20 protein-coding genes and 7 pseudogenes are annotated in these 25,121 nt (G+C 56.2%); 17 read left to right on the plus strand and 10 right to left on the minus strand.

All coding sequences use genetic code 11. From position 1 onward, the window contains the following. The first annotated feature begins 70 nt into the window (after window positions 1-70). The 6 genes from OA238_RS17405 (at window position 71) to OA238_RS17425 (ending at window position 4,290) form a co-directional block, all read left to right on the plus strand. Window positions 71-784 (plus strand): CoA transferase subunit A, encoded by a 714-nt coding sequence (locus tag OA238_RS17405; RefSeq protein WP_015496189.1) that lies wholly within the window; start codon window positions 71-73, stop codon window positions 782-784. Continuing rightward, window positions 784-1,407, plus strand: coding sequence for a 3-oxoacid CoA-transferase subunit B (locus OA238_RS17410; protein ID WP_015496190.1), 624 nt, complete (start codon window positions 784-786; stop codon window positions 1,405-1,407). The genes OA238_RS17405 and OA238_RS17410 overlap by 1 nt, the downstream gene beginning before the upstream one ends. 268 nt (window positions 1,408-1,675) lie before the next feature. Further along, window positions 1,676-1,969 (plus strand): hypothetical protein, encoded by a 294-nt coding sequence (locus OA238_RS33955; RefSeq protein WP_245581340.1) that lies wholly within the window; start codon window positions 1,676-1,678, stop codon window positions 1,967-1,969. 109 nt (window positions 1,970-2,078) lie between these two features. Beyond that, on the plus strand, window positions 2,079-2,234 hold the full coding sequence (locus OA238_RS33960; RefSeq protein WP_245581341.1) for a hypothetical protein: 156 nt from the start codon (window positions 2,079-2,081) through the stop codon (window positions 2,232-2,234). Beyond that, a complete protein-coding gene (locus OA238_RS17420; RefSeq protein ID WP_015496192.1) occupies window positions 2,231-3,541 on the plus strand; it encodes an FAD-binding oxidoreductase in 1,311 nt (436 codons plus the stop codon). Before OA238_RS33960 ends, OA238_RS17420 begins: the two co-directional genes overlap by 4 nt. Then, window positions 3,538-4,290, plus strand: a complete 753-nt coding sequence (locus OA238_RS17425; RefSeq protein WP_015496193.1) for an SDR family NAD(P)-dependent oxidoreductase — start codon at window positions 3,538-3,540, stop codon at window positions 4,288-4,290. Before OA238_RS17420 ends, OA238_RS17425 begins: the two co-directional genes overlap by 4 nt. 180 nt (window positions 4,291-4,470) lie before the next feature. Here OA238_RS17425 and tnpC (OA238_RS34745) read toward each other — a convergent pair. The 3 genes and pseudogenes from tnpC (OA238_RS34745) to OA238_RS17445 form a co-directional block, all read right to left on the minus strand. After that, window positions 4,471-5,878 (minus strand): annotated as a pseudogene (tnpC, locus tag OA238_RS34745) (IS66 family transposase). Between the two features lie 356 nt (window positions 5,879-6,234). Next, window positions 6,235-7,671 (minus strand): UbiA family prenyltransferase, encoded by a 1,437-nt coding sequence (locus OA238_RS17440; RefSeq protein ID WP_015496194.1) that lies wholly within the window; start codon window positions 7,669-7,671, stop codon window positions 6,235-6,237. Between the two features lie 103 nt (window positions 7,672-7,774). Beyond that, entirely contained in the window at window positions 7,775-8,533 is a 759-nt protein-coding gene (locus OA238_RS17445) for a lytic transglycosylase domain-containing protein (protein ID WP_015496195.1), read from the minus strand. Between the two features lie 169 nt (window positions 8,534-8,702). On the opposite strand from OA238_RS17445, the gene OA238_RS33965 reads away from it, so the two are divergent. The 5 genes and pseudogenes from OA238_RS33965 to OA238_RS17465 all read left to right on the plus strand — a co-directional run bounded on the left by OA238_RS33965 (window position 8,703) and on the right by OA238_RS17465 (window position 12,893). After that, window positions 8,703-8,924 carry a DUF6444 domain-containing protein gene (locus tag OA238_RS33965; protein WP_015495645.1) on the plus strand — a complete coding sequence of 74 codons (222 nt, stop codon included), beginning with the start codon at window positions 8,703-8,705 and terminating at the stop codon, window positions 8,922-8,924. 15 nt (window positions 8,925-8,939) lie between these two features. After that, window positions 8,940-10,118: pseudogene (tnpC, locus tag OA238_RS17450) on the plus strand (IS66 family transposase); the annotation flags it as partial. 579 nt (window positions 10,119-10,697) lie between these two features. Continuing rightward, a complete protein-coding gene (locus OA238_RS31275; RefSeq protein ID WP_015496196.1) occupies window positions 10,698-11,192 on the plus strand; it encodes a transposase in 495 nt (164 codons plus the stop codon). Beyond that, entirely contained in the window at window positions 11,189-11,668 is a 480-nt protein-coding gene (locus OA238_RS17460) for a helix-turn-helix domain-containing protein (RefSeq protein WP_044038460.1), read from the plus strand. The genes OA238_RS31275 and OA238_RS17460 overlap by 4 nt, the downstream gene beginning before the upstream one ends. Window positions 11,669-11,762: 94 nt before the next feature. Continuing rightward, complete coding sequence (locus OA238_RS17465) at window positions 11,763-12,893, plus strand: ISL3 family transposase (protein ID WP_015496197.1); 1,131 nt, start codon at window positions 11,763-11,765, stop codon at window positions 12,891-12,893. Between the two features lie 70 nt (window positions 12,894-12,963). On the opposite strand, the pseudogene OA238_RS17470 reads toward OA238_RS17465, so the two are convergent. Beyond that, window positions 12,964-13,940 (minus strand): annotated as a pseudogene (locus OA238_RS17470) (IS1595 family transposase). An 86-nt stretch (window positions 13,941-14,026) separates the two neighbouring features. On the opposite strand from OA238_RS17470, the pseudogene OA238_RS31920 reads away from it, so the two are divergent. The 3 pseudogenes from OA238_RS31920 to OA238_RS17480 form a co-directional block, all read left to right on the plus strand. Beyond that, window positions 14,027-14,206 (plus strand): annotated as a pseudogene (locus OA238_RS31920) (transposase); the annotation flags it as partial. Between the two features lie 33 nt (window positions 14,207-14,239). Beyond that, window positions 14,240-14,824 (plus strand): annotated as a pseudogene (locus OA238_RS17475) (transposase); the annotation flags it as partial. Window positions 14,825-14,854: 30 nt separating this feature from the next. Next, window positions 14,855-15,406: pseudogene (locus tag OA238_RS17480) on the plus strand (IS3 family transposase); the annotation flags it as partial. Here OA238_RS17480 and OA238_RS17485 read toward each other — a convergent pair. Together OA238_RS17485 and OA238_RS17490 are read right to left on the minus strand one after the other, a co-directional pair. After that, complete coding sequence (locus OA238_RS17485; protein WP_015496198.1) at window positions 15,403-15,954, minus strand: hypothetical protein; 552 nt, start codon at window positions 15,952-15,954, stop codon at window positions 15,403-15,405. The pseudogene OA238_RS17480 and the gene OA238_RS17485 sit on opposite strands and share 4 nt — an antisense overlap. Before the next feature lie 46 nt (window positions 15,955-16,000). Further along, the gene (locus OA238_RS17490) at window positions 16,001-16,201 is read right to left on the minus strand and encodes a hypothetical protein (protein ID WP_044037085.1); all 201 of its coding nucleotides are present in this window, start codon (window positions 16,199-16,201) and stop codon (window positions 16,001-16,003) included. 38 nt (window positions 16,202-16,239) lie between these two features. On the opposite strand from OA238_RS17490, the pseudogene OA238_RS17495 reads away from it, so the two are divergent. From OA238_RS17495 to pdeM, 3 genes and pseudogenes are all read left to right on the plus strand, one after another. Further along, a pseudogene (locus OA238_RS17495) lies at window positions 16,240-17,549 on the plus strand (ATPase). A 150-nt stretch (window positions 17,550-17,699) separates the two neighbouring features. Further along, window positions 17,700-20,102: a ligase-associated DNA damage response DEXH box helicase gene (locus OA238_RS17500; protein WP_015496199.1), complete on the plus strand. Its 2,403-nt coding sequence runs from the start codon at window positions 17,700-17,702 to the stop codon at window positions 20,100-20,102. Between the two features lie 66 nt (window positions 20,103-20,168). Then, window positions 20,169-20,846, plus strand: a complete 678-nt coding sequence (gene pdeM / locus OA238_RS17505; protein ID WP_044037087.1) for a ligase-associated DNA damage response endonuclease PdeM — start codon at window positions 20,169-20,171, stop codon at window positions 20,844-20,846. Here the strand turns inward: pdeM and OA238_RS17510 are convergent. The 4 genes from OA238_RS17510 to OA238_RS17525 form a co-directional block, all read right to left on the minus strand. Beyond that, complete coding sequence (locus OA238_RS17510) at window positions 20,836-21,585, minus strand: LytTR family DNA-binding domain-containing protein (RefSeq protein WP_144055929.1); 750 nt, start codon at window positions 21,583-21,585, stop codon at window positions 20,836-20,838. The genes pdeM and OA238_RS17510 overlap by 11 nt on opposite strands. Before the next feature lie 109 nt (window positions 21,586-21,694). Continuing rightward, window positions 21,695-22,588 (minus strand): bifunctional methylenetetrahydrofolate dehydrogenase/methenyltetrahydrofolate cyclohydrolase, encoded by an 894-nt coding sequence (locus OA238_RS17515; protein ID WP_015496202.1) that lies wholly within the window; start codon window positions 22,586-22,588, stop codon window positions 21,695-21,697. 95 nt (window positions 22,589-22,683) lie between these two features. Beyond that, complete coding sequence (locus OA238_RS17520) at window positions 22,684-24,360, minus strand: formate--tetrahydrofolate ligase (RefSeq protein ID WP_015496203.1); 1,677 nt, start codon at window positions 24,358-24,360, stop codon at window positions 22,684-22,686. A 169-nt stretch (window positions 24,361-24,529) separates the two neighbouring features. Beyond that, window positions 24,530-25,111, minus strand: coding sequence for an MOSC domain-containing protein (locus tag OA238_RS17525; RefSeq protein ID WP_015496204.1), 582 nt, complete (start codon window positions 25,109-25,111; stop codon window positions 24,530-24,532). Window positions 25,112-25,121 lie beyond the last annotated feature (10 nt).

The raw sequence follows: 25,121 nt of genomic DNA on the forward strand, positions 1-25,121 counted from the left end.
TTTTCATCAACTCTCCCAGTTGACACCCCCCGTAGCCCGCTTATCAATGGGCAACTTTAACGGGGGTTTCATGCAGAAAATCTATCCAAACGCCGCCGCCGCCCTCGATGGGCTGCTCACGGACGGTATGTTCATCGCGGCGGGTGGCTTTGGCCTGTGCGGCATTCCAGAATTGCTGTTGGGGGCGATCAAAGACGCTGGCACCAAGGATTTGACATTTGCGTCCAACAACGCAGGTGTCGACGATTTTGGCATCGGCATTTTGCTGCAAACCCGCCAGGTCAAGAAAATGATCAGCTCTTACGTTGGCGAAAACGCGGAATTTATGCGCCAGTACCTTTCCGGTGAACTCGAACTCGAATTCAACCCGCAAGGCACGCTCGCCGAACGTATGCGCGCAGGCGGCTGCGGCATCCCCGGGTTTTATACGAAAACCGGTGTCGGGACGGTCATTGCGGACGGCAAAGAACACAAAGATTTTGTCGGACCTGATGGAAAGTCCCAGACCTACATCATGGAAGAAGGCATCTATGCCGACCTCGCTATCGTGAAAGCGTGGAAAGCCGATGAAACTGGCAACTTGATTTTCCGCAAGACAGCGCGCAACTTTAACCCGCCTGCCGCCATGTGTGGCAAGGTCTGCGTTGTCGAAGTCGAAGAAATCGTCCCCGTGGGCACCTTTGATCCCGACCACATCCACCTGCCCGGCATTTACGTGCACCGCATCATTCAGGGCGATCACGAAAAGCGAATTGAGCAGCGTACCGTTAGGGAGAAATCATAATGGCTTGGGACCGCAATCAAATGGCGCAGCGCGCCGCCGACGAACTTGAAGACGGCTGGTATGTGAACCTCGGCATCGGCATTCCGACACTGGTGGCAAATTACGTCGGCGACAAAGACATCACGCTGCAAAGCGAAAATGGCATGCTCGGCATGGGCCCCTTCCCGATTGACGGCGAAGAAGACCCTGATTTGATCAATGCGGGCAAACAAACCATTACCGAACTCCGACGCACAGCCTATTTTGACAGCGCAACCTCGTTTGGTATGATCCGTGGCGGCAAAATTGCCTGCGCGATCCTTGGTGCGATGGAAGTCGATGAAAAGGGTGATCTGGCCAACTGGATGATCCCCGGCAAGCTGGTCAAAGGCATGGGCGGCGCGATGGACCTTGTCGCGGGCGTCGGCCGCGTCATCGTTGTGATGGATCACACCAACAAACACGGCGACAGTAAACTGCTGCGCGAATGCACATTGCCGCTCACGGGCAAGGCCGTCGTGGACCGCATCATCACAAACCTTGGCGTGCTCGATGTCGTTGATGGTGGCCTCAAAATAGTGGAATGCGCTGACGGCGTCACCGAAGGCGAACTGCGCGCTGCGACGGAAGCGACAATCGTCTAGACAAAGCGAGGCGCGCGCACCGAACGCGCGCGCGCCTCGTTTCTTCTTTCAGGGTCTTTGTTTTTTCAATATCCCCGCCGGAGGCTCCACACTCTCCACTCGCACCAACACATCAGTCCAACACGTCGTGCCAGCGTCGCATCCCCCTTCAGACTTAAAAAACGCGCAGCAGCGCATTATTTTCCAGTTCACCGCGAAAAACCGTTTCGAAATTGGATACAAAGTCATAGTCTTGCCCAATTCTGTCGCTAATTGCGAAATGATGACAATGAGCAATACTAACACGCCCGACCTAGCCCCGATGCCCGCACCCACCCCCACACCGAAGGGTGGCGCGCTGCGCTGGCGTGATATTGCGATTTTAGCCGCATTGTTCGCATTCGTGATTGCGGGCCTTGCAGGTCTTGCCGCCGCGACGGGTTGGGAAAAAACCAAACACCAGCTGATGCAGCTCCACCTTGGGCAAATTGCGATTCTGCTGTGCCTCAGTCTGGTAAACTACCTTTTTCGCGGCGTGCGTTGGCATTTTTTTCCAATCGCCTTGGCCTGCCCACCACCTTGATCCAAGACCTACGCCATTTCTTGGGTGGCTTCGCGATGTCCGTAACTCCAGGCCGCGTCGGTGAATTGATCCGCATGCGCTGGCTGCGTCGCGAAACGCTGAGGCCGCGATGGTCGCGCTGTTGTCACTCGAAGGCATCCCGCTCGACGTGTCCATCCCCGCCACCGGCGTCATTCGCCTGACAACACTTTGGTTTGCGATCCTGATCGGCCTCGCGATATTCCCGTTGGCCGAGCGCCTCTCCAACAAAGCCACCTACGCATGATCTGGGCCAAAGACCAAACCTACTCTGGCTGGGGCCGCGCGCTCAGCGCGACGGGTGACATCGCCCGCCCCGTTGAGACGGCAACAATCACGGCAAACGCGCCTGCAATCGGCAATCGGCGGTCCTACGGCGACGCCCCCCTGAACAATGGCGGCAAAGCCATCGACATGACGCGACTTGATCGCATCGATGCATTTGATCGCGAGACTGGCCTATTAACCGTGCAAGCAGGCATCACCTTGGGCGAACTCACCCGCATTTTCGCACCGCAAGGCTGGCTTCCCGCCGTCGTGCCCGGCACGGGGTTCGCAACTGTTGGCGGTGCCATCGCGATGGATGTCCATGGCAAAAACCACCACCACGCGGGGTCTTTCTGCCAGCACGTCACCTCGATCACGCTGATCCAAGGCGACACGACCCACAAGATCACGCCCAAGTCTGCCGCCCTTTGGAAAGCCACCTGTGGTGGTCTTGGACAAACAGGAATTATTTCGCAGGCAACCCTGCAACTGACCCCGACCAAGGGCGACATGATGCTGGTAACGGAACAACGCGCCACCGATTGGGATCACCGCGTGGCTCTCCTTGATGGATCTGATGCGCAATATACCGTCGGCTGGATCGACGCGACGGCAACGGGTGCCGCGCTCGGGCGCGGCATCATCGAGGAAGGCGAAACCTGCCGTGGACTGCGCCCGACCCCACGTGGCACCAAGAAAATCCCGTTCAACGCGCCGCACTGGGCGCTGTCCAGCCCTATCGTCAAAGCCTTTAATGCCACCTATTATCGGCGCGTCCCCAAATCAGGGCGCACCATTGTGCGCACAGCGCAGGATTTCTTCTTCCCACTCGACAAAATCGACGACTGGAACAAGCTTTACGGCAAACGTGGATTCCATCAATTTCAATGCGTCGTGCCTCTGGATCAATCACACGCTTTGCGGGACATGATGCAAACCATCGCCGAATCTGGCCTTGCGTCGCCCCTCGCCGTGCTCAAACGTATGGGTCCAGGATTAGACGGTGATCGCGCCGGATATATGTCGTTCCCGATAGAGGGCTACACCCTCGCAGTCGATTTCCCAAACCGCCCCGCCGCACGCAATCTGATCGCGCGCCTAGAATCCGCGACACTGGCCGCGGGCGGGCGGTTGTATCTTGCCAAAGACGCGCTCTCCACGGGGACGGCTATCAAATCAATGTACCCCGACTATCCCAAATGGGCCCGCGTGGCGGCGAAAGCCGACCCCGACGGCGCTTTGCAAACCGACATGACCAGACGCCTAGACCTAAGGACACAAAAATGACCGACACACCGACACATCAGACTTGGATCATCCTCGGCGCGAGCTCAACCATCGCCAAAGCCTTCACCCGCTCCGTTGCCGCAACCGGCGCGCATGTGATCCTCGCGGGTCGCCGTATGGACGATTTAAACGCCTCCGCCGCCGACGCCAAAGCGCGCGGGGTGGCAGACGCTACGCCAATCATCTTTGACGCCCGCATACCCGACACCTTCCAAGCGATCATTGATTTGGCAGCAGCGCAATCCGGCACGCTGAACTGCGCGGTCTTTGTCGGCTCGATGCCCACGCAAGACGCAATTGACGCTGATCCCGCACTGGTGGACGGAACGATCTCTGACAGCTTCACGGGTCCAGCGCGCTTCCTGCAAATGCTAGCCCCCGTCATGATGGCACGCAGCTGTGGTTCAATCGTTGGCGTCGGGTCCGTCGCTGGTGATCGTGGGCGCGTCGGCAATTATGTTTACGGCGCCGCAAAAGCCGGTTTCGCCACCTACCTGTCGGGCCTTCGCAACCATTTGGGCCGCCACGGCGTGCATGTTTTGACCGTGAAACCTGGCCCTGTCGATACCGCAATGACGCAAGGCTTGGGTCAACAGCCGTTTATGACGACTGCCGATGCGGTTGTCGCCGATATCCACAATGCACTGCGCAAAAAGCGCAACACGCTTTATACGAGGTGGATCTGGTGGCCCGTCATGACGATCATCAAACTGATCCCGGAACCAATCTTCAAGAAAATGTCCATCTGATCTGCGATCAGCGCGGGCCGCGGGCGGGATAGTATCGGCGATGCGAAGAAAAACGGGGGACTAATCCCCCGCAGAGCAAGCTCGACTCCCCCAAGGATATTTTTTTTAAGACAAAGGCAATCTAAAAGGTAACTCCCAAGGACCCCATCGGATATCGGGTTTTGTGTTGCCCTTGCGACGTTAGAGCCGAGCGATGATCTGTTGTGGTGATAGGGTGAGTGTTTCGAGGATATTGCCCCCGTGTTTTCTGACCGTCGAGATGACGGATCTGATGTCAGCGAAGACCTGCGCGCCCTCGAGGGTGCGGAAAGTTCCCGAGATTTTCATGCGCAACTTCATCATGCGCAGGTCCCGTTCGGCCTGATTGTTGGTGAAGGGAACTGTGAAGTCCGTAAGGAACCTTAGGACGTCATCACGGTAGTCGCGCAAGCGGACCAGAAGGTTATGGCCTGGCCGCCTGGCTTTTCGGCCTCGCGCACCAGTGCGTCTAGCCAGTGGGTCTTGTCGCTCATGGAAGGCGAGGCCCTCGGTGAGGATCGCCATGTATTTGGTGAGGATGCCGTGGTGAACCGACGTGGGGAGTTCGGTCTCGCCTCGCCCCTGAGCCGCGCACTTGAGCTGATTGGCGCTGTTGAGCAGCACGCTCATCGCGCACGCCCACGGCTCCTTTTCGATTTCTTCGATGGCCTTGAGTTCCCGTAAATGATGCGCCCCGCACAGGGCGTGCGCGTCCACCCCACTCATATGGGCGTAATAGGACTTCCAGTGGTCATGAACAATTGTCCCGCCGGTCAGGAAGGATGGAACAGCACCGCGCTTGGCGCTGATGCGTGAAGGCGAGATCGCTGATTGAGTGCAGCCAGTGCAGCTTACCATCAACACGAAGTCCGGTCTCATCCAGATGCCGAACGCCGCCTTCATTGAGCCGGGCCAGAATGTGTTCGACGACGCCACCCAAGGTACGCGCTGTGCCGTTCACCCAGTTGGTCACGCTGGCCGCGCATAGGCTGGTGGCACCAAACAAATCACGCAGGAGTTGGCAGACCCGATCCTCGGGGATCAGCTGCTGAACATTGCAGTAGACCGCCGCCGCCCGAATGCGCTTACCGTATTGCACGTGTGCATTCACGCCATCGGGAAAGGTGGCTGTCGTCGTGGCTCGGCAATGGCCACAACAATAAATCGCTGCCTGATGCTCTGTGACCTCCAGACGCGGCACCGGTATGTCATAAACCTGACGCCTCTCCACCGCCTTGATCATCCCAGCCGTCAAGCCATGCTGACAGGTGCCACAGGCCTCAGCCTCATGTCGCTCCACAAAGTCAGGCGTTGCTGTCTGACGTAGGGTGTCGCCTCGGTGGCCAACTTGGCCACCACTTTTCTTACCGGACTTACCACGCAGGCTACGCGGTACCGGCTTCTTCAACCCATCACTCGAAGGCGGCTTGCTGCTATTACTGCTGTTCTTGGCCAACTGACGCCGCAGATCCGCATTCTCTTGCGCCATGCTCGCCAACGCGGCTTCCAACTCGGCGATCCTGCGCAGAGCCGTGGCGAGGAGTTGTTCAAGAGCAGTAACTTGGTCCATTCCACCAATAATTCAGAGAAATCGTCACAGCGCCACGAAATTCAGACCACAACAGAAAATTCATGCGCCTAATAGCCAAGGAGACTCACATCAAAACTGACAAAAACCCGTTATCGGCTGGGGTGCTTGGGAGTTACTCTAAAAGCCCGATGCCGGCCATGAGGTCAGCATCGGGCTGGTGAACAAGCAGCGCTTGCCTCCGTCTACGGACATCGGCGTCCCCGCCTGTACCGCCACCATAAAACGGATCGATTCTGGTTAAGGCAAAGTTACTTCTATTTGCCTTTGTAGCGTAAATATCCCGGGGGAGTTCGCAGAACGGGGGCAGCGCCCCCGCAACGCCTGCCGCAGGCGTATCAGCCAAACAGTCGCGCGAACCAGACACCCCACAAACCCGCGGCGTAAAACAGCAGCGACAGTGTAATGAGCAAATAGCCAATGCCGCAAATGTCGCTCATCGCGAAGACGATCGGATCGTAGTCCATTCGCCCCATGTAGCCCAACCGCACCATCCGGTAGAGCCACGCCGCAACCGGCAGAAGCGCAAGCCACATCAACCATTGGTCTGGGTAAAGCGCGAGTGCTTGATCAGAATAGGAATACAAAAAGAAGATCAGCAGCGCACCGACCATGCCAATGACGGACATGTTTAACAGATCTCCCAAATCGCGCCGCGCGTATCCACGACCCGGCAAAGGTTCGTCGTCCTGCGCCAACGCCAGTTCTGTCATCCGTTTGACACAACCGAGCGAGATGAAGACTGGAAAAATGAAAATCAGCATAAAAATCGACGCATCTACCCCGCTTGCCGCAGCACCTGCAACCACGCGCAGTGTGTACAGGGATGCAAGGACCGCAATGTCGATCCAGCGCATCCATTTAAGGCGCAGCGAATAGGCCAGTGACAGCGCCATATAAAACGCCACGACGCCAAACATCTGCCATGACAATATCGCGGCAACGCCCAGCGCGATCACACCAAGCCCCGCGCAGGTCAACATTCCAATCGGTATTGGTACGGTTCCGGCGGCAAACGGGCGCCTACACTTCTTGACGTGCAGCCTGTCCGCTTCGATATCGAGCAGATCATTGACGATATATATGCAGGACGCAGCGGCGCTGAACGAAACGATGCCCAAACACACCGCCAGAAACGTATCAAAGAAGAATGCATGCGCCGCGATCATTGGCAGAAACAACAGGACGTTTTTGACCCACTGATGCGGGCGCATGGATTTCATCACCGCGCGAGGGGCCCAGCCGCCCGCAACTTGAGTGACGTTAGACAGACCCCTGGCCCCGCCGCCCGCATTGCCGACGACAATGGCCCCATCACTATGATCCCAAATCTTGCGATCGCTTTTGTCATTGCCGGCGTAGTCAAACCCTTGCTCGCCATAGGCTGCGACCAAAGCATCTGCCTTCGCCGTCCCCTTGAGGTTCACACCATTCTGCGACGCGAAAACCCGTTTTATGCCGTGATAATCCGCCAACGGTTGCACCAGTGACACATCTGATGCACTGGCAATCGCCACTTCGCGCCCTGCGACTTTGGCATCGATTGCCATGGCCACAATGTCCGCGTTGACGGGCAAGAGATCGACACGCAAAGGCGCGATGCGCGCAATCTCAGCCTTAAACGTGGCGCGGTCCCCGACCAGGGTAAACGCCTTTAGCGTCGCCGCGGGGTCCATGCCGAACCCCTTCCAGATCCCTTCAAGCAACATATCTGTGCGCAGCAGCGTGCCATCTGCATCCAATACAAGCGGTTTCCCGCTTTCCAAGCCTGGCATATTATTCCCTGTTCACATTAAAGACGCAGCCATCGGTGACCAATTCAGGCGGCGTCATGCACAGCCCCCGTGCCACTTCCCACGCGGCCAGAACTTTTGGCACTTAGGCGCGGGTTTCTGCAAAGGGTGGGATGCCGTTGTTGTTGCGCACAGCGCCTTCGCCTGCGTTGTACCCCGCCAGCGCAAAAATCACGCCATTGTCGAATTCATTGAGCAGCCAGTACAGATAGGCCGTGCCACCCTCGATATTGTTGGCGGGGTCAAAAGCATCTGTCACCCCGAACCGGTCTGCCGTTGGCGGCATCAATTGCATCAACCCTTGCGCTCCGGCCGAACTTACCGCGTCAGACCGACCCGCGCTTTCCACCGAAATCACAGCCAATACCAATGCAAGGGACACGTCCGTGCCAATCGTCGCTGTCAAAATCTCAACACCGTATCGACTTGCCAGCTCAGTCATGCCTTGCAAACGCGGAGACGGGACGGCGCTGCCTTGTGGTGCAGTGCGTAGTGCGGCGACGGCGCGTTCAAGACTGAAACTGTCGGCGTCGTCCAATGACGGCGAAATCGCCTCCCAGTACCACTCAATCCCGCTTGGTGCTGGCGCGAGACCTGCGATTGCAGGTTCGCTGGGCGCGCTCGGCGCGGCGCCAGCTGATCCGGCCGCACCAGGTGCTGATGGTCCTGACGGCGCACGCGGCGCGACTTGCACAGTGATGCGGTTTGTCGCCCCCGCCTGCGGAACACCCACACGCCGGAACGTGAATTCGTTTTGCAAACGATGACTTTCCGCCAAGGCGGGCATTGGTGACGTCGCCTCACACAGGGCGATCAGTCCTAGAGTTATTGTATTGCGCCGCATTTGTGCGGTCTCCGCCTGCTTCTTGTTATATTGTAACTCCCAAGCACCCCAGCCGATAACGGGTTTTTGTCAGTTTTGATGTGAGTCTCCTTGGTTATTAGGCGCATGAATTTTCTGTTGTGGTCTGAATTTCGTGGCGCTGTGACGATTTCTCTGAATCATTGGTGGAATGGACCAAGTTACTGCTCTTGAACAACTCCTCGCCACGGCTCTGCGCAGGATCGCCGAGTTGGAAGCCGCGTTGGCGAGCATGGCGCAAGAGAATGCGGATCTGCGGCGTCAGTTGGCCAAGAACAGCAGTAATAGCAGCAAGCCGCCTTCGAGTGATGGGTTGAAGAAGCCGGTACCGCGTAGCCTGCGTGGTAAGTCCGGTAAGAAAAGTGGTGGTTAAGTTGGCCACCGAGGTGACACCCTACGTCAGACAGCAACGCCTGACTTTGTGGAGCGACATGAGGCTGAGGCCTGTGGCACCTGTCAGCATGGCTTGACGGCTGGGATGATCAAGGCGGTGGAGAGGCGTCAGGTTTATGACATACCGGTGCCGCGTCTGGAGGTCACAGAGCATCAGGCAGCGATTTATTGTTGTGGCCATTGCCGAGCCACGACGACAGCCACCTTTCCCGATGGCGTGAATGCACACGTGCAATACGGTAAGCGCATTCGGGCGGCGGCGGTCTACTGCAATGTTCAGCAGCTGATCCCCGAGGATCGGGTCTGCCAACTCCTGCGTGATTTGTTTGGTGCCACCAGCCTATGCGCGGCCAGCGTGACCAACTGGGTGAACGGCACAGCGCGTACCTTGGGTGGCGTCGTCGAACACATTCTGGCCCGGCTCAATGAAGGCGGCGTTCGGCATCTGGATGAGACCGGACTTCGTGTTGCTGGTAAGCTGCACTGGCTGCACTCAATCAGCGATCTCGCCTTCACGCATTATCGCATCAGCGCCAAGCGCGGTGCTGTTCCATCCTTCCTGACCGGCGGGACAATTGTTCATGACCACTGGAAGTCCTATTACGCCCATATGAGTGGGGTGGACGCGCACGCCCTGTGCGGGGCGCATCATTTACGGGAACTCAAGGCCATCGAAGAAATCGAAAAGGAGCCGTGGGCGTGCGCGATGAGCGTGCTGCTCAACAGCGCCAATCAGCTCAAGTGCGCGGCTCAGGGGCGAGGCGAGACCGAACTCCCCACGTCGGTTCACCACGGCATCCTCACCAAATACATGGCGATCCTCACCGAGGGCCTCGCCTTCCATGAGCGACAAGACCCACTGGCTAGACGCACTGGTGCGCGAGGCCGAAAAGCCAGGCGGCCAGGCCATAACCTTCTGGTCCGCTTGCGCGACTACCGTGATGACGTCCTAAGGTTCCTTACGGACTTCACAGTTCCCTTCACCAACAATCAGGCCGAACGGGACCTGCGCATGATGAAGTTGCGCATGAAAATCTCGGGAACTTTCCGCACCCTCGAGGGCGCGCAGGTCTTCGCTGACATCAGATCCGTCATCTCGACGGTCAGAAAACACGGGGGCAATATCCTCGAAACACTCACCCTATCACCACAACAGATCATCGCTCGGCTCTAACGTCGCAAGGGCAACACAAAACCCGATATCCAATGGGGTCCTTGGGAGTTACGTTATGTTTAGCCTATCGCAAATACCGCTCTCTGATCCACTATTTCGTGACCAATGCCCCCATAGAGCGCATAATCAGACACGATTTTGCAACAATCAGAAAGTTATATCTACTCTTAGACACTTTAAAAATTATATATTTCAATGACTTAAATCTTTTTCCCGTTAAAAGCGAGTCGACTACAAAATTGCACCAATGCCGTCCCATTCCTGCCCCATTCAGCAGTCAAATACTCCTCATCCAAGACGGGGACGCACCATACTAAGGTCGGTGCCATACTACACGACTCTTGTGATTATGGGTGGAATTAGTATCCACGGTGAGACAGCGGCGTTTGGGTCTGACCTGAGCAGTTTACGGAGCTGATCGAAGCCAATTCGAAAGAATGACTTTGCAAAATATCCGTGTTTTTTCCGCTTCATTTTCCCGCCTCCAATAAGCTTTGTGGCGGTTTCCCAGTGTGTCAGGGATGTTGTCCGCTGCTCTATTTTTCTCTAATTTTCAGGTGGGCGGATTAGGACAATGACATGGGATATTCACTGGAACGAAAAGCAGCTGTGCTGAAGCGGATGCTTCCGCCGAACAACGTGGCCATTCGGCAGCTTTCGCGGGAGGAAGGCATTTCGGCAGCGACGCTTTTCTCCTGGCGTGCTGAGGCGCGCAACAAGGGGCAGCTTTTGCCTGACGCTGATGCGAGCCCTGAGGGCTGGTCTTCACGTGACAAGTTTGCGGCGGTGTTGGAAACTGCTGCGCTGAACGAGGCTGACCTAGCCGAATACTGCCGCAAACGCGGCCTTTACCCGGCGCAGATTGCCATGTGGCGAGTTGCTTGCGAGCAGGCCAACGACTGGGACCGCACGAGTGCAGCACGTCTTGTGCGTGCGACCAAGGAAGACAAGAAACGGATGAAAGATTTGGAACGCGAGCTTGCTCGCAAGGATCGCGCACTGGCCGAAACTGCAGCACTGCTTGTTCTGCGAAAAAAGGCCTCAGCGATCTGGGGGGACGAAGAGGACGCATGATCAGCACCCCAGATCGCCAAACCGCAGTTGCTCTGATCAATGAGGCCGTCACCGCAGGAGCGAGGCGCGCCAAAGCCTGTTCCGAGTTGGAAATCAGCGAACGCACTCTGCGGCGCTGGACAAAAGACGGTGAGGTTCGCCCTGATCAACGCCCCCTCGTGCCGCGTGCGGAGCCAGCAAACGCATTGAGTGCCGCTGAACGTGCGGCTGTTCTCGATGTCTGTAATTCAAAGGAGTTCTCTAGCCTTCCCCCAAGTCAGATTGTGCCAAAGCTAGCAGATCAGGGGCAGTATCTAGCCTCAGAATCGAGTTTCTACCGCATTCTGCGCGCCAATGGATTGCAGCATCACCGGGGTCGAGCCAAGTCCCCAGTCAAGCGTAAGAAGCCCACAAGCTATCAGGCATGCGCGCCCTGTGAGGTCTGGACCTGGGACATTACATGGATGCCGGGACCTGTCGCAGGCATGTTCTTTTAGGCTCTTCTCCGCTTTGTTGAGTAAGAAAAGATGCCGACCATCAAGTAACCTATTGATATGTTAAGTTTCTGACAACTTTACATAGGGCAGGTATATGACCATCGACATCTCGCAACATATTTTACGCCTGAAGGGGCAACGTGTAAATGAAATTGAGCTGGCTGAAGACGGTGCGAAGGTTATTGTTCAGTGCAGTCGGGATGCCCGCAGGAGCGCTATAGACCCTGCAACCGGCAAGAAGGGTAGCATCAACCAACATATTCGCCGACAAGTAAACGACATCCCGTTTTTTGGGTATCCTTGTGTGATTGAGATTGAGCTAGCGCAGGTTTTTATTAGCAAGGGTGAGCGCCGCATTGAGGCGTGTCCTTTTGTTGATAAAGGGTGCCGTTTCACCCATCGATTTTGCCATCTTATCAGTGGATTGTGCCGTCATTTATCCATTCTGGCTGTCTCCAGGCATTTAGGTATACGATGGGAGACGGTAAAGAATATCGACAAGGCATACCTGATGGAAACGCTCCCTGCGCTTGATCCCGCACAGCTTGCTGGCTTGGAATACATTGGTGTCGATGAAGTGGCCCGGGCGAAAGGTCATGACTATATGACGGTGGTCTACGATATGGTCGGAGGGCATCTGATCTGGGTGGAAGCCGGTCGAACTGCCGAAGTTTTTTCAAGGTTTTTGAAACAGCTGCGGCCAGATACAGCCCATAAAATAAAGGCCGTGTCGATGGATATGGGGCCTGCCTACCAAAAGGCTGTCAGGGAGTCCTTGCCGATGGCCGACATCGTATTTGACCGTTTCCACGTCATGAAAAACTACAGCAAGGCTATCCATAATCAGCGTCGCCTTGAGTTCAGGAAGGCCGATCAAAGTGGTAAAGAGTTGATGAAGGGTACGCATTATCTGTTGCTCAAAAATGCGGATAAGTTGAATGAAAAACAAAGTAACAAGCTGCAAACGTTGCTGGAGAGCAATAGCAACCTGAATACGCTTTACGTCTTAAAAGAACAGCTTCAGGCTCTGTGGAGCGCCCCATCATTTGAGGGGATGTCAGAGCAACTGGAAAATTGGTGCCTGATCGCAGATCAGTCACACATGCTCTATCTGAAAAAGTTCGCAAAATCCCTAAGAAAACATTGTGTGGGCAAAGGCTTATCCCTTTTAGTCCGGTTGCCCCACATGTTGACGCGGCGCAGAATCTTGCCCTTGTGGCTTTAGAGGCGGATCGGATCAGTTTGTAACGTCTGGTGGGTTTATAGGGCGTGGCTTTTGCCGTGAACGAGGCCCTTCAGGCGCGCTGTTCAACAAAATCACGATATGTCGCTGGCCCGAGACCAACACCGATCCCCAGCAGCGTGTCGAAGGCGCTTCGCATGTGTCGCCGTCGGTTCCAGCGGAACACGAATTCGTCGAGATAGCGTTGTAGATGGCACTTTCTGAGGCCGTGGAAGACGCCTTTTGCCCACGTTTTTAGGTTGGAGAACACGCGGTGGACCCAGTGGAGTATGTCGTGTGCCTTCTTGCCGCTGACGACCTTTGCCTCATGCGTGTTTGCAGGAGGATTTTCGTAACCGAGCCAGCCATCCGTGATGATGTGAGCGCCAGGCTCTACAGCCTGACCAATGAACCCGTGCAGCGTCTTTGACGCGCCGTCGGGAATGTGTTTCATCCTGATACGGCGCGGATGTCCGTCACTTGATAACTCGACGGCACAGACGACAAACATCTTTCCAACCGGGCTCCGCCCACCCTTTGGCCGGTCCTCGGGATCATGCCGGGACCGGAACGGCATCTCTGTTTCATCGATTTCGACAAGGTCTTTCAGGGGGTTGCGGTCAGGGTTGACCATCGACCGCCGCAGCTTTTGCAAGAGGAGGTCGCCGAGAAGCGCCATCGGTCCGAGCGACGATGGCGACCCGTCTTGTAGCTGCCAAGGCCAAGTTGCGCCTGAAGTTGCAGCGCTGACATGCCGTTGGAATGGCTGGTGATGATGTGCGCGGCAAGAAACCAAATTCGCAACGGCAAATGGCTGCTGTGCATTACCGTGCCAGCCGTCACGGATGTCTGCCGTGCGCAACCGGCACATTCCCAAGTCGCGCGATTTCGCTTTAACGGCCAGCCCTTGCAGGTGCCACAGGAAGGACAGACGAAGCCCTCAGGCCAACGATGTTCCACCAGATAATGCGAACACGCTTCCTCATCAGAAAACCTGGCGTCGAACGCGGGGCGGGACATGGGTTTGTCGTTTTTCCATCTGGCTGGCATGGGAAGAACAATACCAGAACATTCTAGATTGGCAAGCCGCTTCGCACTACATCAGGTGCCGCCGGAGCAAAGGGGATAAGCCTTGTGTGGGCATATGCAACTACGCGAAACACAAGCTGACAAGCGCCAGGATAGAGGCTAGTAATGTCAGTATAGGAATGATCCGCAAACGAGCCAGGGGCATCAGGGATACCGAATACTTCAAACTCAAAATTAGACAATCATCCATCCCAGATAATCAATCTATGTTCTATTTGAAATCCTAGAATAACTCAACAAAGCGGAGAAGAGCCTTCTTTTATCTATATCTGATCGTGGACATCTTCAGCCGGAAGATCGTGTGCTGGGAGGTCCATGAGCGTGAAAGTGCGGATCTGGCTGCCATTCTGATCCGGCAAGCAGTGCTAGCGGAGGGCTGTCAGTTGCGCCCCTTGGTTCTGCACGCTGACAACGGCAGTCCTATGAAGGGCGCCACGATGAAGGTGACGATGGAAAAACTAGGGATCACGGCCTCCTACAGTCGCCCTCGCGTAAGCAACGACAACCCTTTCTCAGAGGCGTTGTTCCGAACCTGCAAATACCGCCCGGACTGGCCGACCAAGGGCTTTGCCACCAAGGCGGATGCTCAAACCTGGGTCCAAACCTTCGCTGGTTGGTACAATAGTGAACACCTGCACAGCGCCATCCGCTTCGTCACGCCGAATGCGCGCCACGCAGGTCATGATCGTGCAACGCTCACAAATCGTGCCAATCTCTATGCAACTGCTCGCGCGCAAAACCCGCAACGCTGGTCAGGAAAAACCCGAAACTGGCAACCAGCAGGACCCGTCTGGCTGAACCCAGAAAACGAAATCAGCGCCTCTGAAATCAGAGACGCTGCATGAAATCGGCGGACAACACCTTTGACAAACACCGTCTTCAGCCGCCGCGTTGTTGGCTGGCGCGTCGAGCACGCGGAGAGCGCCAGCCAATTCAAAGAGCTGTTCATCGACGCGATGGAAAAACACGAGGTTCCACGCGATCAGCTGACATTGCATGCAGATCGCGGTGGGCCCATGAAGGCAAAGACGACAGCCCTGATGCTGGTTGATCTTGGTGTGCTCAAGTCCCACAGTCGGCCCCATACCTCAAACGACAACCCGTTCTCCGAAGCCCACTTCAAAACACTGAAATATCAGCCAGAGTTCCCCAAGAACTTTGAAACCATCGAGCAGGCTCGCGCATTCTGCCGCAGGTTCTTTGCATGGTATAACCAAGACCATCATCACGCCGGGATTGGTCTGATGACGCCCGACCAAATCCATTTTGGGCAGGCCCAAGAAATCTACACCGCGCGACAAGCAACACTAGACGCGGCATTCCTCGCCACGCCCGAACGCTTCGTACACAAACCACCAAAACCGCCTCAAATCCCGACCGCCGTCTGGATCAACCCACCAAAACCAACCGAAGAAACCCAAGCCTAAAGTCCAAAAGCCACTGTCTCAAAGTCGTTGACACGTTCCGCCGCGCGCCCCTGCCCCGTCATCAGCAAAGCCACCACGATCGGCACCGCGAAGGACACGAAATAGGTCATCTTGGTCATCACCATAACGCAGACCATCAGACCAATGATGATGGCGTCAATACCGGCGCGCCCGCGTCCGAGATTGTTGGCAGGCGGGATCAATGCTGTGACAATTGCAACGAACGCCGCAGCCCATGCCAGACGGTTGTAGTGCATGGAAATTGAAACAGACCGCTGCGCCTCCCCGTGGACCAGCGCCAACAACAGCACCATGACAAACAGCCCAAACAGCGCACCAAGCCATGGGCTCAGTCGCGACCGAGCTACCCATACGAGCATTGGCAGGAAAATCAGCGCCGCGATAACCTGGCTCCAGATCACAGCCATACCGATGCCCAAGCCCGACTTGACCAACATCGCAATCGGCCAGAACGCCAGCGCGCCAATCGGCGTCATGAAATCCAGATGCGGGATCTGACCGTCGGCCATGCGGAACACGATCTGCATCAAATGCAGCGTGTCGCCTTCGTGTTTGCCAATATAAAGCCCACCCTTAAGGACAGACGCCCCCCCCCATCGCCGCCAATATGGCGAAAAGGAATGCTGTTAACGCCGCTGTTTTGGATTTGGTCATTTTGCCTGCCTTAGGATCGGCTTTGTCCCTTTTTTCGACACAATAGTCGGGCACACCGTCATTGCAAAGCTTTCCCTGCCCGGGGCTGAATTCCAGCCTTGCGGCGCGGCTGGGCCACATAAACACCGCCAATTGGCACTAGATACGGGCAAAATGACATGAATATGCAAACCTCCAACGTCATGGCGCCCCCCGCGCCCAAAACACTTGATGCAATGTCGCTGTCGCCAGTGATGATGCGCGACATTCTGATCAAGACGATGTTTCGCACCAATCTAGAAAACGTCAGCGCCATCGCGCGGGCGATTTGTTTGCCGGTCAACGTGACCCAACAACTTGTCGACGGCGCGCGGGAGCAGAAACTATGCGAAGCAACTGGCACCTTGAACGCCAATAACAGCAAGGAAATGGGTTATCAGTTGACGGATATGGGCAAGGCCCGTGCGTTGGACGCCTTGGCGCAGTCGGAATATTTCGGTGCTATGCCGGGCCGCTGGATGTCTACCGCGAACAAGTAACGCGCCAATCCATCCGCAACATTCAAGTCACCCGCGACCAGCTGGTCAACGCGATGGGCCACTTGATTTTACCGACCGACCTTCTGGATCAACTCGGGCCAGCGGTTGGTGCGGGGCGATCAATTTTGATGTACGGCCCCCCCGGTAACGGTAAGTCCGCGATTTCAAACGGAATTCGTGACGCGCTTGGCGATAAAATTTACATTTCCCGCGCGATTGAATATTCTGGTCAGGTCATCACTGTCATTGATCCGATTGTACATTCCGCCGCTGAAGAAGATATCGATGATCCCAACTCCCTACGCCGCACATCTGGCAGATTCGACACACGCTATGTGAAATGCGAACGCCCGACGGTTGTGACGGGTGGTGAATTGTCGCTTTCGATGCTCGATCTTGTCTACAATCTAACCGCGCGGACCTATCAGGCGCCACTGCAACTTAAATCATCCGGCGGTATTTTCATTATCGATGACCTTGGCCGTCAGGCGGAACCGCCACAGGCGATTGTGAACCGCTGGATTGTTCCACTGGAAGAAAATCGCGATATTTTGGCGCTGCAATCGGGTGAAAAATTCGAGGTGCCTTTTGATATGCTGGTGATCTTTTCAACCAACTTCCACCCGAACGAAATCTTTGACAAAGCCGCCCTGCGCCGGATTTTTTTCAAGATCAAAATTGACGGACCCAACCAAGAAGATTTCCTGAAGATTTTTGCGATGATGGCGCGAAAGAAGAAAATCCCACTGGATGAGTCCGCTTTGGTGCATCTGCTGCAAAAGAAGTACCCAACGATTGATAACGTTTATGCAAACTATCAGCCGATCTTCTTAATCGACCAGATGATTGCAATTTGTGAATTCGAAGGCATCCCCTACCAGATGACGCCGGATCTCATTGATCGCGCATGGGCAAACATGTTCGTTAAAGAGGGCGCAATCATTCACTAGGTTGGCGCGTGCCGCGGGCAGGGCGCACCTTGCGGTGCGCAAAACAGAGGGGGACTAGTCCCCCGTCCTGCGGACTCCCCCTAGGATATTTTAGAGGCAAAGACGCCAAGTCTGGCTTGACCTTCGGGCGTCAGGGCGCACCTTTGAACGATGCGTGTTTTGCCCCCCAAATTTGACGATTGGTTCGCCACCAAAGGTTGGTCCATCCATCCCCATCAGGTTGAGATGCTTGAGAGATCGGATGAACCGTCGCTGTTGCTGATCGCGCCGACAGGTGGCGGCAAGACCTTGGCAGGGTTCTTACCGACTTTGGTTGAATTGGCAGACGGTGGGCACGCAGGACTGCACACACTTTATGTGTCGCCATTGAAGGCGCTGGCGGCGGACATAAAACGCAATCTCGGCACACCGATTACGGAAATGGCCTTGCCCATTCGGGTTGAAGACCGCACGGGCGATACGTCTTACACACAAAAACGCCGCCAACGCGCCGACCCACCGCATATCCTTTTGACGACGCCAGAAAGCCTCGCGTTGTTGATATCTTACGAAGACGCGCCGCGGATATTCGCAGGCCTTCAACGGGTGATCGTGGATGAAATCCACGCGCTCGCCGAAAGCAAACGCGGCGATCAGCTGATGTTGGCCCTGTCGCGGCTGCAAACACTTGCGCCGGGTCTGCGGCGTGTCGGCTTATCCGCAACCGTAGAAGACCCCGCAGCGATTGCCCGTGGGCTAGCGTCCCATCCGGACCCCTGCCCCATACTGCTTGCCGATCCGGGGCCTGATCCCGATATTTCCATGCTGGTCACCCCCGAGCGCCCGCCATGGTCCGGTGGCGGTGCGAAATATTCGATCCCCGCCGTGCTGGACCTTGTCAAACAGCACAAGACCACACTGATTTTCCACAATACCCGCGCGCAAGCTGAGATTTATTTCCACAATCTCTGGCTTGCCAACGACGACGCGCTGCCGATAGGAATTCACCATGGCAGCCTGAGCCGCGATCAACGCAACAACGTCGAAGCGGCAATGGTGCGCGGTGATTTGCGGGCGATCGTTTGCACAGGAAGCCTTGATCTGGGGATTGATTGGGGCGACGTGGACTTGGTCATCCAAATTGGCGCGCCCAAGAACGTCAAACGCCTGATCCAACGCATTGGCCGCGCCAATCATCGTTACAACGCGCCGTCAAAGGCGGTGTTGGTACCGGCCAACCGGTTCGAGGTCGTTGAATGTGTAGCAGCCCTTGAAGCCGCCAAAGAACATGACCTTGACGGGGACCCAAAAGGGGCTGGACCGCGCGATGTGCTGTGCCAGCATATTCTGATCGCGGCGTGTTCAGCGCCGTTTGATGCCACAGATCTTTTCGATGAAATCAAAACTGTCGGCGCGTTCAGCGATCTAACGCGCGAAGCGTTTGATGACTGTTTGGATTTCTGTGCGACAGGTGGCTACGCCCTGCGCGCTTACGACCAGTGGAAACGTCTGAAAGAGGTGAATGGCAAATGGCAGTTGCGCGACCCACGAAGTGCAGCGCGTATTCGCATGAACCTTGGCACAATCTACGATGTCGAAACGCTCAAGGTTAAGTTTAGCCGGTCCGCGAAATCACTGGGCGAAGTCGAGGAGGCCTTTGCCGCGACCCTGACGCCCGGCGATACATTTCTGATTGGCGGGCAAATCGTGCGCTATGAGGCGTTAAATCAACTTGTCGTCGAAGTCAGCCGAAACAAGGGTGGCACACCCAAAGTCGCGACCTTCTTTGGAACAAAATTTTCAACCTCGACCCAGTTGTCCCAGCGGATTCTGAAGATGTTTCAACAGGACAGCTGGCCGGAACTGCCTGATCATACCGCACAATGGCTGCAAATGCAGCGAGAGGTGTCCAAACTGCCGCAAGCTGGGCGAATTTTGGTGGAAACCTTTCCGCAAGACGGGCGCGAAAACATGGTCGTCTATGGCTTTGCCGGCGTGAACGCACACCGCACACTCGGGCTTATCTTGACGCAACGCATGGAGGCGGCCGGCCTGAACCCGCTCGGCTTTGTGGTCACCGATTACGCGTTGATGATCTGGGGGCTGACGCCAGTGACGGACATTGCGCCGCTGTTTGATCCTGAAAATGTGCGCGACGGGCTTGAGACATGGTTGCAAGGCAATGCTGTGATGAAACGGACCTTCCGGATGGCTGCAACTGTCGCGGGCCTAATCGAACGCAACACGCGCAGCGGGCGCAAATCCGGGCGGCAGGCGACATTTTCGAGCGATATCCTGTATGACACGCTCGCCAAATATGATCCCGACCACCTGATGCTGCGAATCACCCGCGAAGAAGCCATGCGCGGGCTGGTCGATTTTGGCCGTGTTGAGGACCTTTTGCAGCGCACCAAAGGCCGCGTCGATCATGTGGCCCTGACCCGAGTCACGCCGCTCGCCGCGCCGCTGTTCCTCGAACCCGGACGCATCCCGGTGTTTGGCGAAGGCCGCGAACGCCTGCTGCAAGATCGCGCGGCTGAATTGATGGCCGAGGCGGGGCTTGCGGATTTGTAACGGGCCGACCACCGAACTTAGGGTGACCGCTAGACCTTGGGTTAAAATTCGGGCATGGAACAGATCATGAACGATCACGTTTTCAACCTTGCCGATACCCAGCTACACGCGCGCGCCGACGGGTCGCTGTGGTGCCCGATTGGGCGTATTTTGTGCGTGTCCGATCTGCATTTGGGCAAATCTGAACGCATTGCGCGGCGCGGTGGCACATTACTGCCGCCCTATGAAACCCGTGAAACCCTGTGGCGGCTCGAAGAAGCGGTTGCCGCAACTGATCCTTCGGAAGTCATTTGTCTCGGCGATAGCTTTGATGATCTGGCGGCAGCACAATCAGTCAGCGATGAGACCCGTGCAACACTGGCCCGTTTACAGGCGGGGCGTGAGTGGGTCTGGATCGAAGGCAATCACGACCCTGGTCCGGTTGATTTCGGCGGGTCGCACCGAACAGACGTGCAACGTGGCGCGCTGACATTTCGCCATATTGCAAAGGCGTCATCGCAGGGCGTGTTGGGGGGCGAAATCTCAGGCCATTATCATCCAAAAGCCGCCCTTCGCGGCACAGGACGCAGACCATGTTTCCTATTGGATAAGTCACGGCTGATCATGCCCGCGTTCGGGACTTACACAGGTGGCATGTCAGCGCGCCACGCGGTTTTGGCCGATCTGATGTCCACCGATGCCATCGCTATTTTGACCGGAAAACACGCCCTGCCGGTTCCGCTTGCCGCTTGCACTATGCGCTGATCACGCCCGCAGTGATCAGATTAGGACGATATTTCGGACCGATCGGAACCGTCACGCCGGATGTCAGTTCAACCACTTCGCGCCCACTTTCGCGGACTACACGCACGATTTCCGAGCGTGCCACCCAATGTGAGCGGTGCACCCATAGGCCAGGCTCAAGATCAATTTCGGCGACGGCATCGCGCAGCCGCATCAGCAACCGATGCTCTTCTCCGTCGTTGGTAATCACACGAATGTGATGATTGTCGGAACTGATCCGCGACAATCGCGCGCCGTTGTCAGCCGAGAACCAAGTGAAAAGTCGATCCTTGCGCAGACCGCTTGGGACTAAGGACGCTTGTTCGTGCAAAAGTCGCCTAATGGCGATCATACAAAACGAAATGGCGATGACACTGCCGATCACGGACAGCAACCCCATCGTCCTTAACGCGTCGGGCAATACCAAAAGCCGGTTCAGTGCGACAACACATGGGGCGACAACCACGGCTAGACACATCGAAACCGCGACATCCTGCTGCCAATCGGGCCTTCCAGCGAGAATAATTCGCCAAAAAAAACGTAGGCAAACTGCGATTATGATCGCAACAGCAATCAGCACGCCCCAATAGATCAACCGCCAAACAAGTGGCTGCGCGCCGAACGTACCAAACGGCCCCGCAATGGCGACGACCAACGTCGCCCAAGCCCAGCACATCCACAACAAAGGTGAATATATTTCTCTCCAGATCGTGCCAAACATGGCACCGTTACTCAACAAACCGCGCACAAAGCCCCCGGAGTTTTCAATCAATAAATTACTATCGTGTTACAACATCTATTCTACACAATTGCAATCAGAGGGGGAAGTCCTAGGCTGTCAGGCCTTCCGGTTCTGCGAGATTATTTGCACGGCAGCACGCTGTCACAGTATTGGCGAGTAGACAGGCAATCGTCATCGGCCCAACACCACCGGGTACAGGCGTTATTGCGCCAGCAACCGCCGCGCAGCTGTCATAATCAACATCACCAACCAGACGCGTGCCACCTTCGGGCTTGTCGATGCGGTTGATGCCAACGTCAATCACCGTGGCGCCTGGTTTGATCCAATCACCCGGAACCATTTGCGCACGGCCAACTGCCGCCACAACGATATCCGCGCGCCGCACGACGTCCGCCAAATCTTTGGTCCGCGAATGGGCAATCGTCACCGTGCAACTGTCACCAAGCAACAGCTGCGCCATCGGCTTGCCGACAATATTAGATCGGCCAATCACCACCGCATTGAGCCCAGACAAACTGCCAAGCTGATCCCGCAGCATCATCAATGATCCAAGCGGCGTACACGGTACCATGGCCTTTTGACCGGTGCCAAGCAGCCCAACGTTGGAGATATGAAACCCGTCCACATCCTTAGCCGGATTAATGGAGTTGATCACCAGATCGCTGTTCAAATGATCGGGTAAAGGCAGTTGCACGAGGATACCATGAATGGTCGGATCATCATTCAGCATTTGCACCATCGCCAGCAAATCCGCCTCGGACACATCGGCGTCCATGCGGTGTTCAACCGACTTCATGCCAACTTCGACAGTCATTTTGCCTTTCGATTTGACGTAGACTTGGCTTGCCGGATCGTCACCGACCAGCACGACAGCCAGACCGGGTGTGATCCCGTGATCCGCCTTCAGCATGGCGACGTGTTCGCCCACCAACCCGCGCACTTTGGCTGCAAAGGCTTTTCCGTCAATCACTGTGGCTGTCATAATTTCAGTCCTTAATTGGAAAGGTTGTGGGGCCGCGGTTCGGCAAAGACGCCGAACCGCTTACCCCCACTGGTCGAATGCGACGTGCGTTCGTCCTAGAACAAGCCTTCGATTTGGCCATCATCATTCAGGTGAATGTTCTCAGCGGACGGTGTGCGCGGCAAGCCCGGCATCGTCATGATCTCACCACATACGGCCACCACGAAACCCGCACCTGCAGACAGACGCACTTCGCGCACCGGCACAGAGAAGCCAGTTGGCGCGCCGCGCAACGTCGGATCTGTTGAGAACGAATACTGCGTTTTCGCCATACAAACCGGCAAGTTACCGTAGCCCTGTTCTTCCCACAACTTCAACTGATCGCGGATTTTTTGATCCATCAACGCCTCCTCCGCATGGTAGATGCGTTTGGCGATGGTCTGGATCTTATCGGCCAGCTTCATGTCATCAGGATAGATCGGGGCAAACGCGCTAATGCCACTATCGGCAATTTCAGCCACGCGTGTTGCCAGTGCTTCGGACCCCTTGGACCCATGTTCCCAATGCTGGGACAGGATCGCTTCTGACCCTTGGGTCTTCACATAATCCTTCACGGCCTGCACTTCTGCGTCGGTATCAGTGACAAAGTGGTTGATCGCCACGACAACCGGAACCCCAAAGGATTTCAGGTTACCGATGTGACGGCCAAGGTTGGCACAGCCCTTGTTGACGGCTGCAACGTCCTCATTGCCAAGGTCCCCCTTCGCGACGCCACCATTCATTTTCATCGCCCGCACTGTCGCGACCAACACGACGCAATCGGGTGCCAGACCGGCTTTGCGGCATTTGATGTTCATGAACTTCTCAGCGCCCAAATCAGCGCCGAAACCTGCTTCGGTCACAACATAATCGGCGATCTTCAGCGCCGTTGTCGTCGCGATGACCGAATTACAGCCGTGCGCGATGTTGGCGAACGGGCCACCATGCACGAATGCCGGGTTGTTTTCCAACGTCTGCACCAAGTTCGGCTGCATCGCATCTTTCAGCAGTACGGTCATCGCGCCGTCAGCTTTGATGTCGCGTGCAAACACTGGGCTGCGGTCGCGGCGGTAAGCCACGATCATATCGCCAAGGCGCTTCTCAAGGTCTTTGAGGTTATTGGACAAGCACAGAATCGCCATAACTTCGGATGCCACAGTAATGTCAAAACCCGCTTCACGTGGGAAACCGTTGGCCACACCGCCCAAGGACGCCGTGATCTGGCGCAACGCGCGGTCGTTCATGTCAACGACACGACGCCACACAACGCGGCGAATGTCGATTTCCAGCTCATTGCCCCAATAGATGTGGTTGTCGATCATAGCAGACAGCAGCGAATGTGCAGATGTGATCGCGTGGAAGTCACCGGTGAAATGCAGGTTCATGTCTTCCATCGGCACAATCTGCGCGTAACCGCCACCAGCGGCCCCACCCTTCATACCGAAGTTTGGCCCAAGCGACGCTTCGCGAATACATACAGCCGCCTTTTTGCCAATGCGGTTCAACCCATCACCCAGACCAACGGTCGTCGTCGTCTTGCCTTCGCCCGCAGGCGTCGGGTTGATCGCTGTGACCAGGATCAGCTTGCCGTTTTTGTTGCCCTGAACAGAGTTGATGAACGACTGGCTGACTTTTGCCTTGTCGTGGCCGTAGGGCAGCAAATCGTCGCTGCCGATGCCCAGCTTCGCGCCAATCTCTTGGATTGGCTTCTTGTTGGCTTCGCGTGCGATTTCGATGTCGGTTTTATAACCCATGGTCGTTTCCTCGGTTCAAGTTTGCGCGTCTGGACGAAGCGTCCGGTGTAATTTGGGCGCTCACTGGTTTTGGTGCGCGTTGGCACACCCTAATCACGGCTGCGACAAATTATGGGACGCGATAACGACATTTTCGCTGTCGGAATCGGCGGCGGGCGGGATTTGCGCACTAAGGTGTCCAAGCTGGCTGGTCGGGGATGTGCAATGTCAGAACATCACCAACCCTCACACGCCCCTCTGCTGCGACCCATGCCGTCACACCGCGGCGGTCTTTGGCGGCAGATTTAAACTTTTTCGCGCTATCACCATGATCCACCTGCAGGGACATCGCCGGAAACTGGCAAGGCCGGTTTTCCATATCCACGGTCACCGTGGCGCCGCTGGGCGCTTGCAGCCGCGATGACGGCGGCACATGGCTGAAATCGGCAATGCCTTTAATTACCATCGTCGCGCCCAGACGTGCGGGGTCCACCGCATCGACGCCCATCTTGGCCGCAATCTGGTCAAGCTCCTCTTGGCTCACAATGCTAAGCTGGCGCTCATTCCTGATCGGCGTGCCCTTGGCAAATTGAGACTTTACGCGCACGCACGACGGCCGCGTCAAACCGGCATGGGACGCACCTGACACACCCGCAAACGTAAACTCCAACGTGTCGCGGGCGGGTGCCATTAAGCCTTTGCGGTCGCCCGTCATCACAGCACCTAGCCAGACGACCTCAGCGGTATAGTGGGTAGGTTTGAGTGCGGGCATCACAAGTCTC

This window comes from Octadecabacter arcticus 238 (genome assembly GCF_000155735.2).
Taxonomy (GTDB): domain Bacteria; phylum Pseudomonadota; class Alphaproteobacteria; order Rhodobacterales; family Rhodobacteraceae; genus Octadecabacter; species Octadecabacter arcticus.

What these genes read in the sequence shown, in the direction of transcription:
- OA238_RS17405 (WP_015496189.1), top strand. Translation starts at nt 71, where the DNA reads ATGCAGAAAATCTATCCAAACGCCGCCGCCGCCCTCGATGGGCTGCTC.
- OA238_RS17410 (WP_015496190.1), top strand. Translation starts at nt 784, where the DNA reads ATGGCTTGGGACCGCAATCAAATGGCGCAGCGCGCCGCCGACGAACTT.
- OA238_RS33955 (WP_245581340.1), top strand. Translation starts at nt 1,676, where the DNA reads ATGAGCAATACTAACACGCCCGACCTAGCCCCGATGCCCGCACCCACC.
- OA238_RS33960 (WP_245581341.1), top strand. Translation starts at nt 2,079, where the DNA reads ATGGTCGCGCTGTTGTCACTCGAAGGCATCCCGCTCGACGTGTCCATC.
- OA238_RS17420 (WP_015496192.1), top strand. Translation starts at nt 2,231, where the DNA reads ATGATCTGGGCCAAAGACCAAACCTACTCTGGCTGGGGCCGCGCGCTC.
- OA238_RS17425 (WP_015496193.1), top strand. Translation starts at nt 3,538, where the DNA reads ATGACCGACACACCGACACATCAGACTTGGATCATCCTCGGCGCGAGC.
- OA238_RS17440 (WP_015496194.1), bottom strand. Translation starts at nt 7,671, where the DNA reads ATGCCAGGCTTGGAAAGCGGGAAACCGCTTGTATTGGATGCAGATGGC.
- OA238_RS17445 (WP_015496195.1), bottom strand. Translation starts at nt 8,533, where the DNA reads ATGCGGCGCAATACAATAACTCTAGGACTGATCGCCCTGTGTGAGGCG.
- OA238_RS33965 (WP_015495645.1), top strand. Translation starts at nt 8,703, where the DNA reads ATGGACCAAGTTACTGCTCTTGAACAACTCCTCGCCACGGCTCTGCGC.
- OA238_RS31275 (WP_015496196.1), top strand. Translation starts at nt 10,698, where the DNA reads ATGGGATATTCACTGGAACGAAAAGCAGCTGTGCTGAAGCGGATGCTT.
- OA238_RS17460 (WP_044038460.1), top strand. Translation starts at nt 11,189, where the DNA reads ATGATCAGCACCCCAGATCGCCAAACCGCAGTTGCTCTGATCAATGAG.
- OA238_RS17465 (WP_015496197.1), top strand. Translation starts at nt 11,763, where the DNA reads ATGACCATCGACATCTCGCAACATATTTTACGCCTGAAGGGGCAACGT.
- OA238_RS17485 (WP_015496198.1), bottom strand. Translation starts at nt 15,954, where the DNA reads ATGCAGATCGTGTTCCGCATGGCCGACGGTCAGATCCCGCATCTGGAT.
- OA238_RS17490 (WP_044037085.1), bottom strand. Translation starts at nt 16,201, where the DNA reads ATGTGGCCCAGCCGCGCCGCAAGGCTGGAATTCAGCCCCGGGCAGGGA.
- OA238_RS17500 (WP_015496199.1), top strand. Translation starts at nt 17,700, where the DNA reads ATGCGTGTTTTGCCCCCCAAATTTGACGATTGGTTCGCCACCAAAGGT.
- pdeM (WP_044037087.1), top strand. Translation starts at nt 20,169, where the DNA reads ATGAACGATCACGTTTTCAACCTTGCCGATACCCAGCTACACGCGCGC.
- OA238_RS17510 (WP_144055929.1), bottom strand. Translation starts at nt 21,585, where the DNA reads ATGTTTGGCACGATCTGGAGAGAAATATATTCACCTTTGTTGTGGATG.
- OA238_RS17515 (WP_015496202.1), bottom strand. Translation starts at nt 22,588, where the DNA reads ATGACAGCCACAGTGATTGACGGAAAAGCCTTTGCAGCCAAAGTGCGC.
- OA238_RS17520 (WP_015496203.1), bottom strand. Translation starts at nt 24,360, where the DNA reads ATGGGTTATAAAACCGACATCGAAATCGCACGCGAAGCCAACAAGAAG.
- OA238_RS17525 (WP_015496204.1), bottom strand. Translation starts at nt 25,111, where the DNA reads ATGCCCGCACTCAAACCTACCCACTATACCGCTGAGGTCGTCTGGCTA.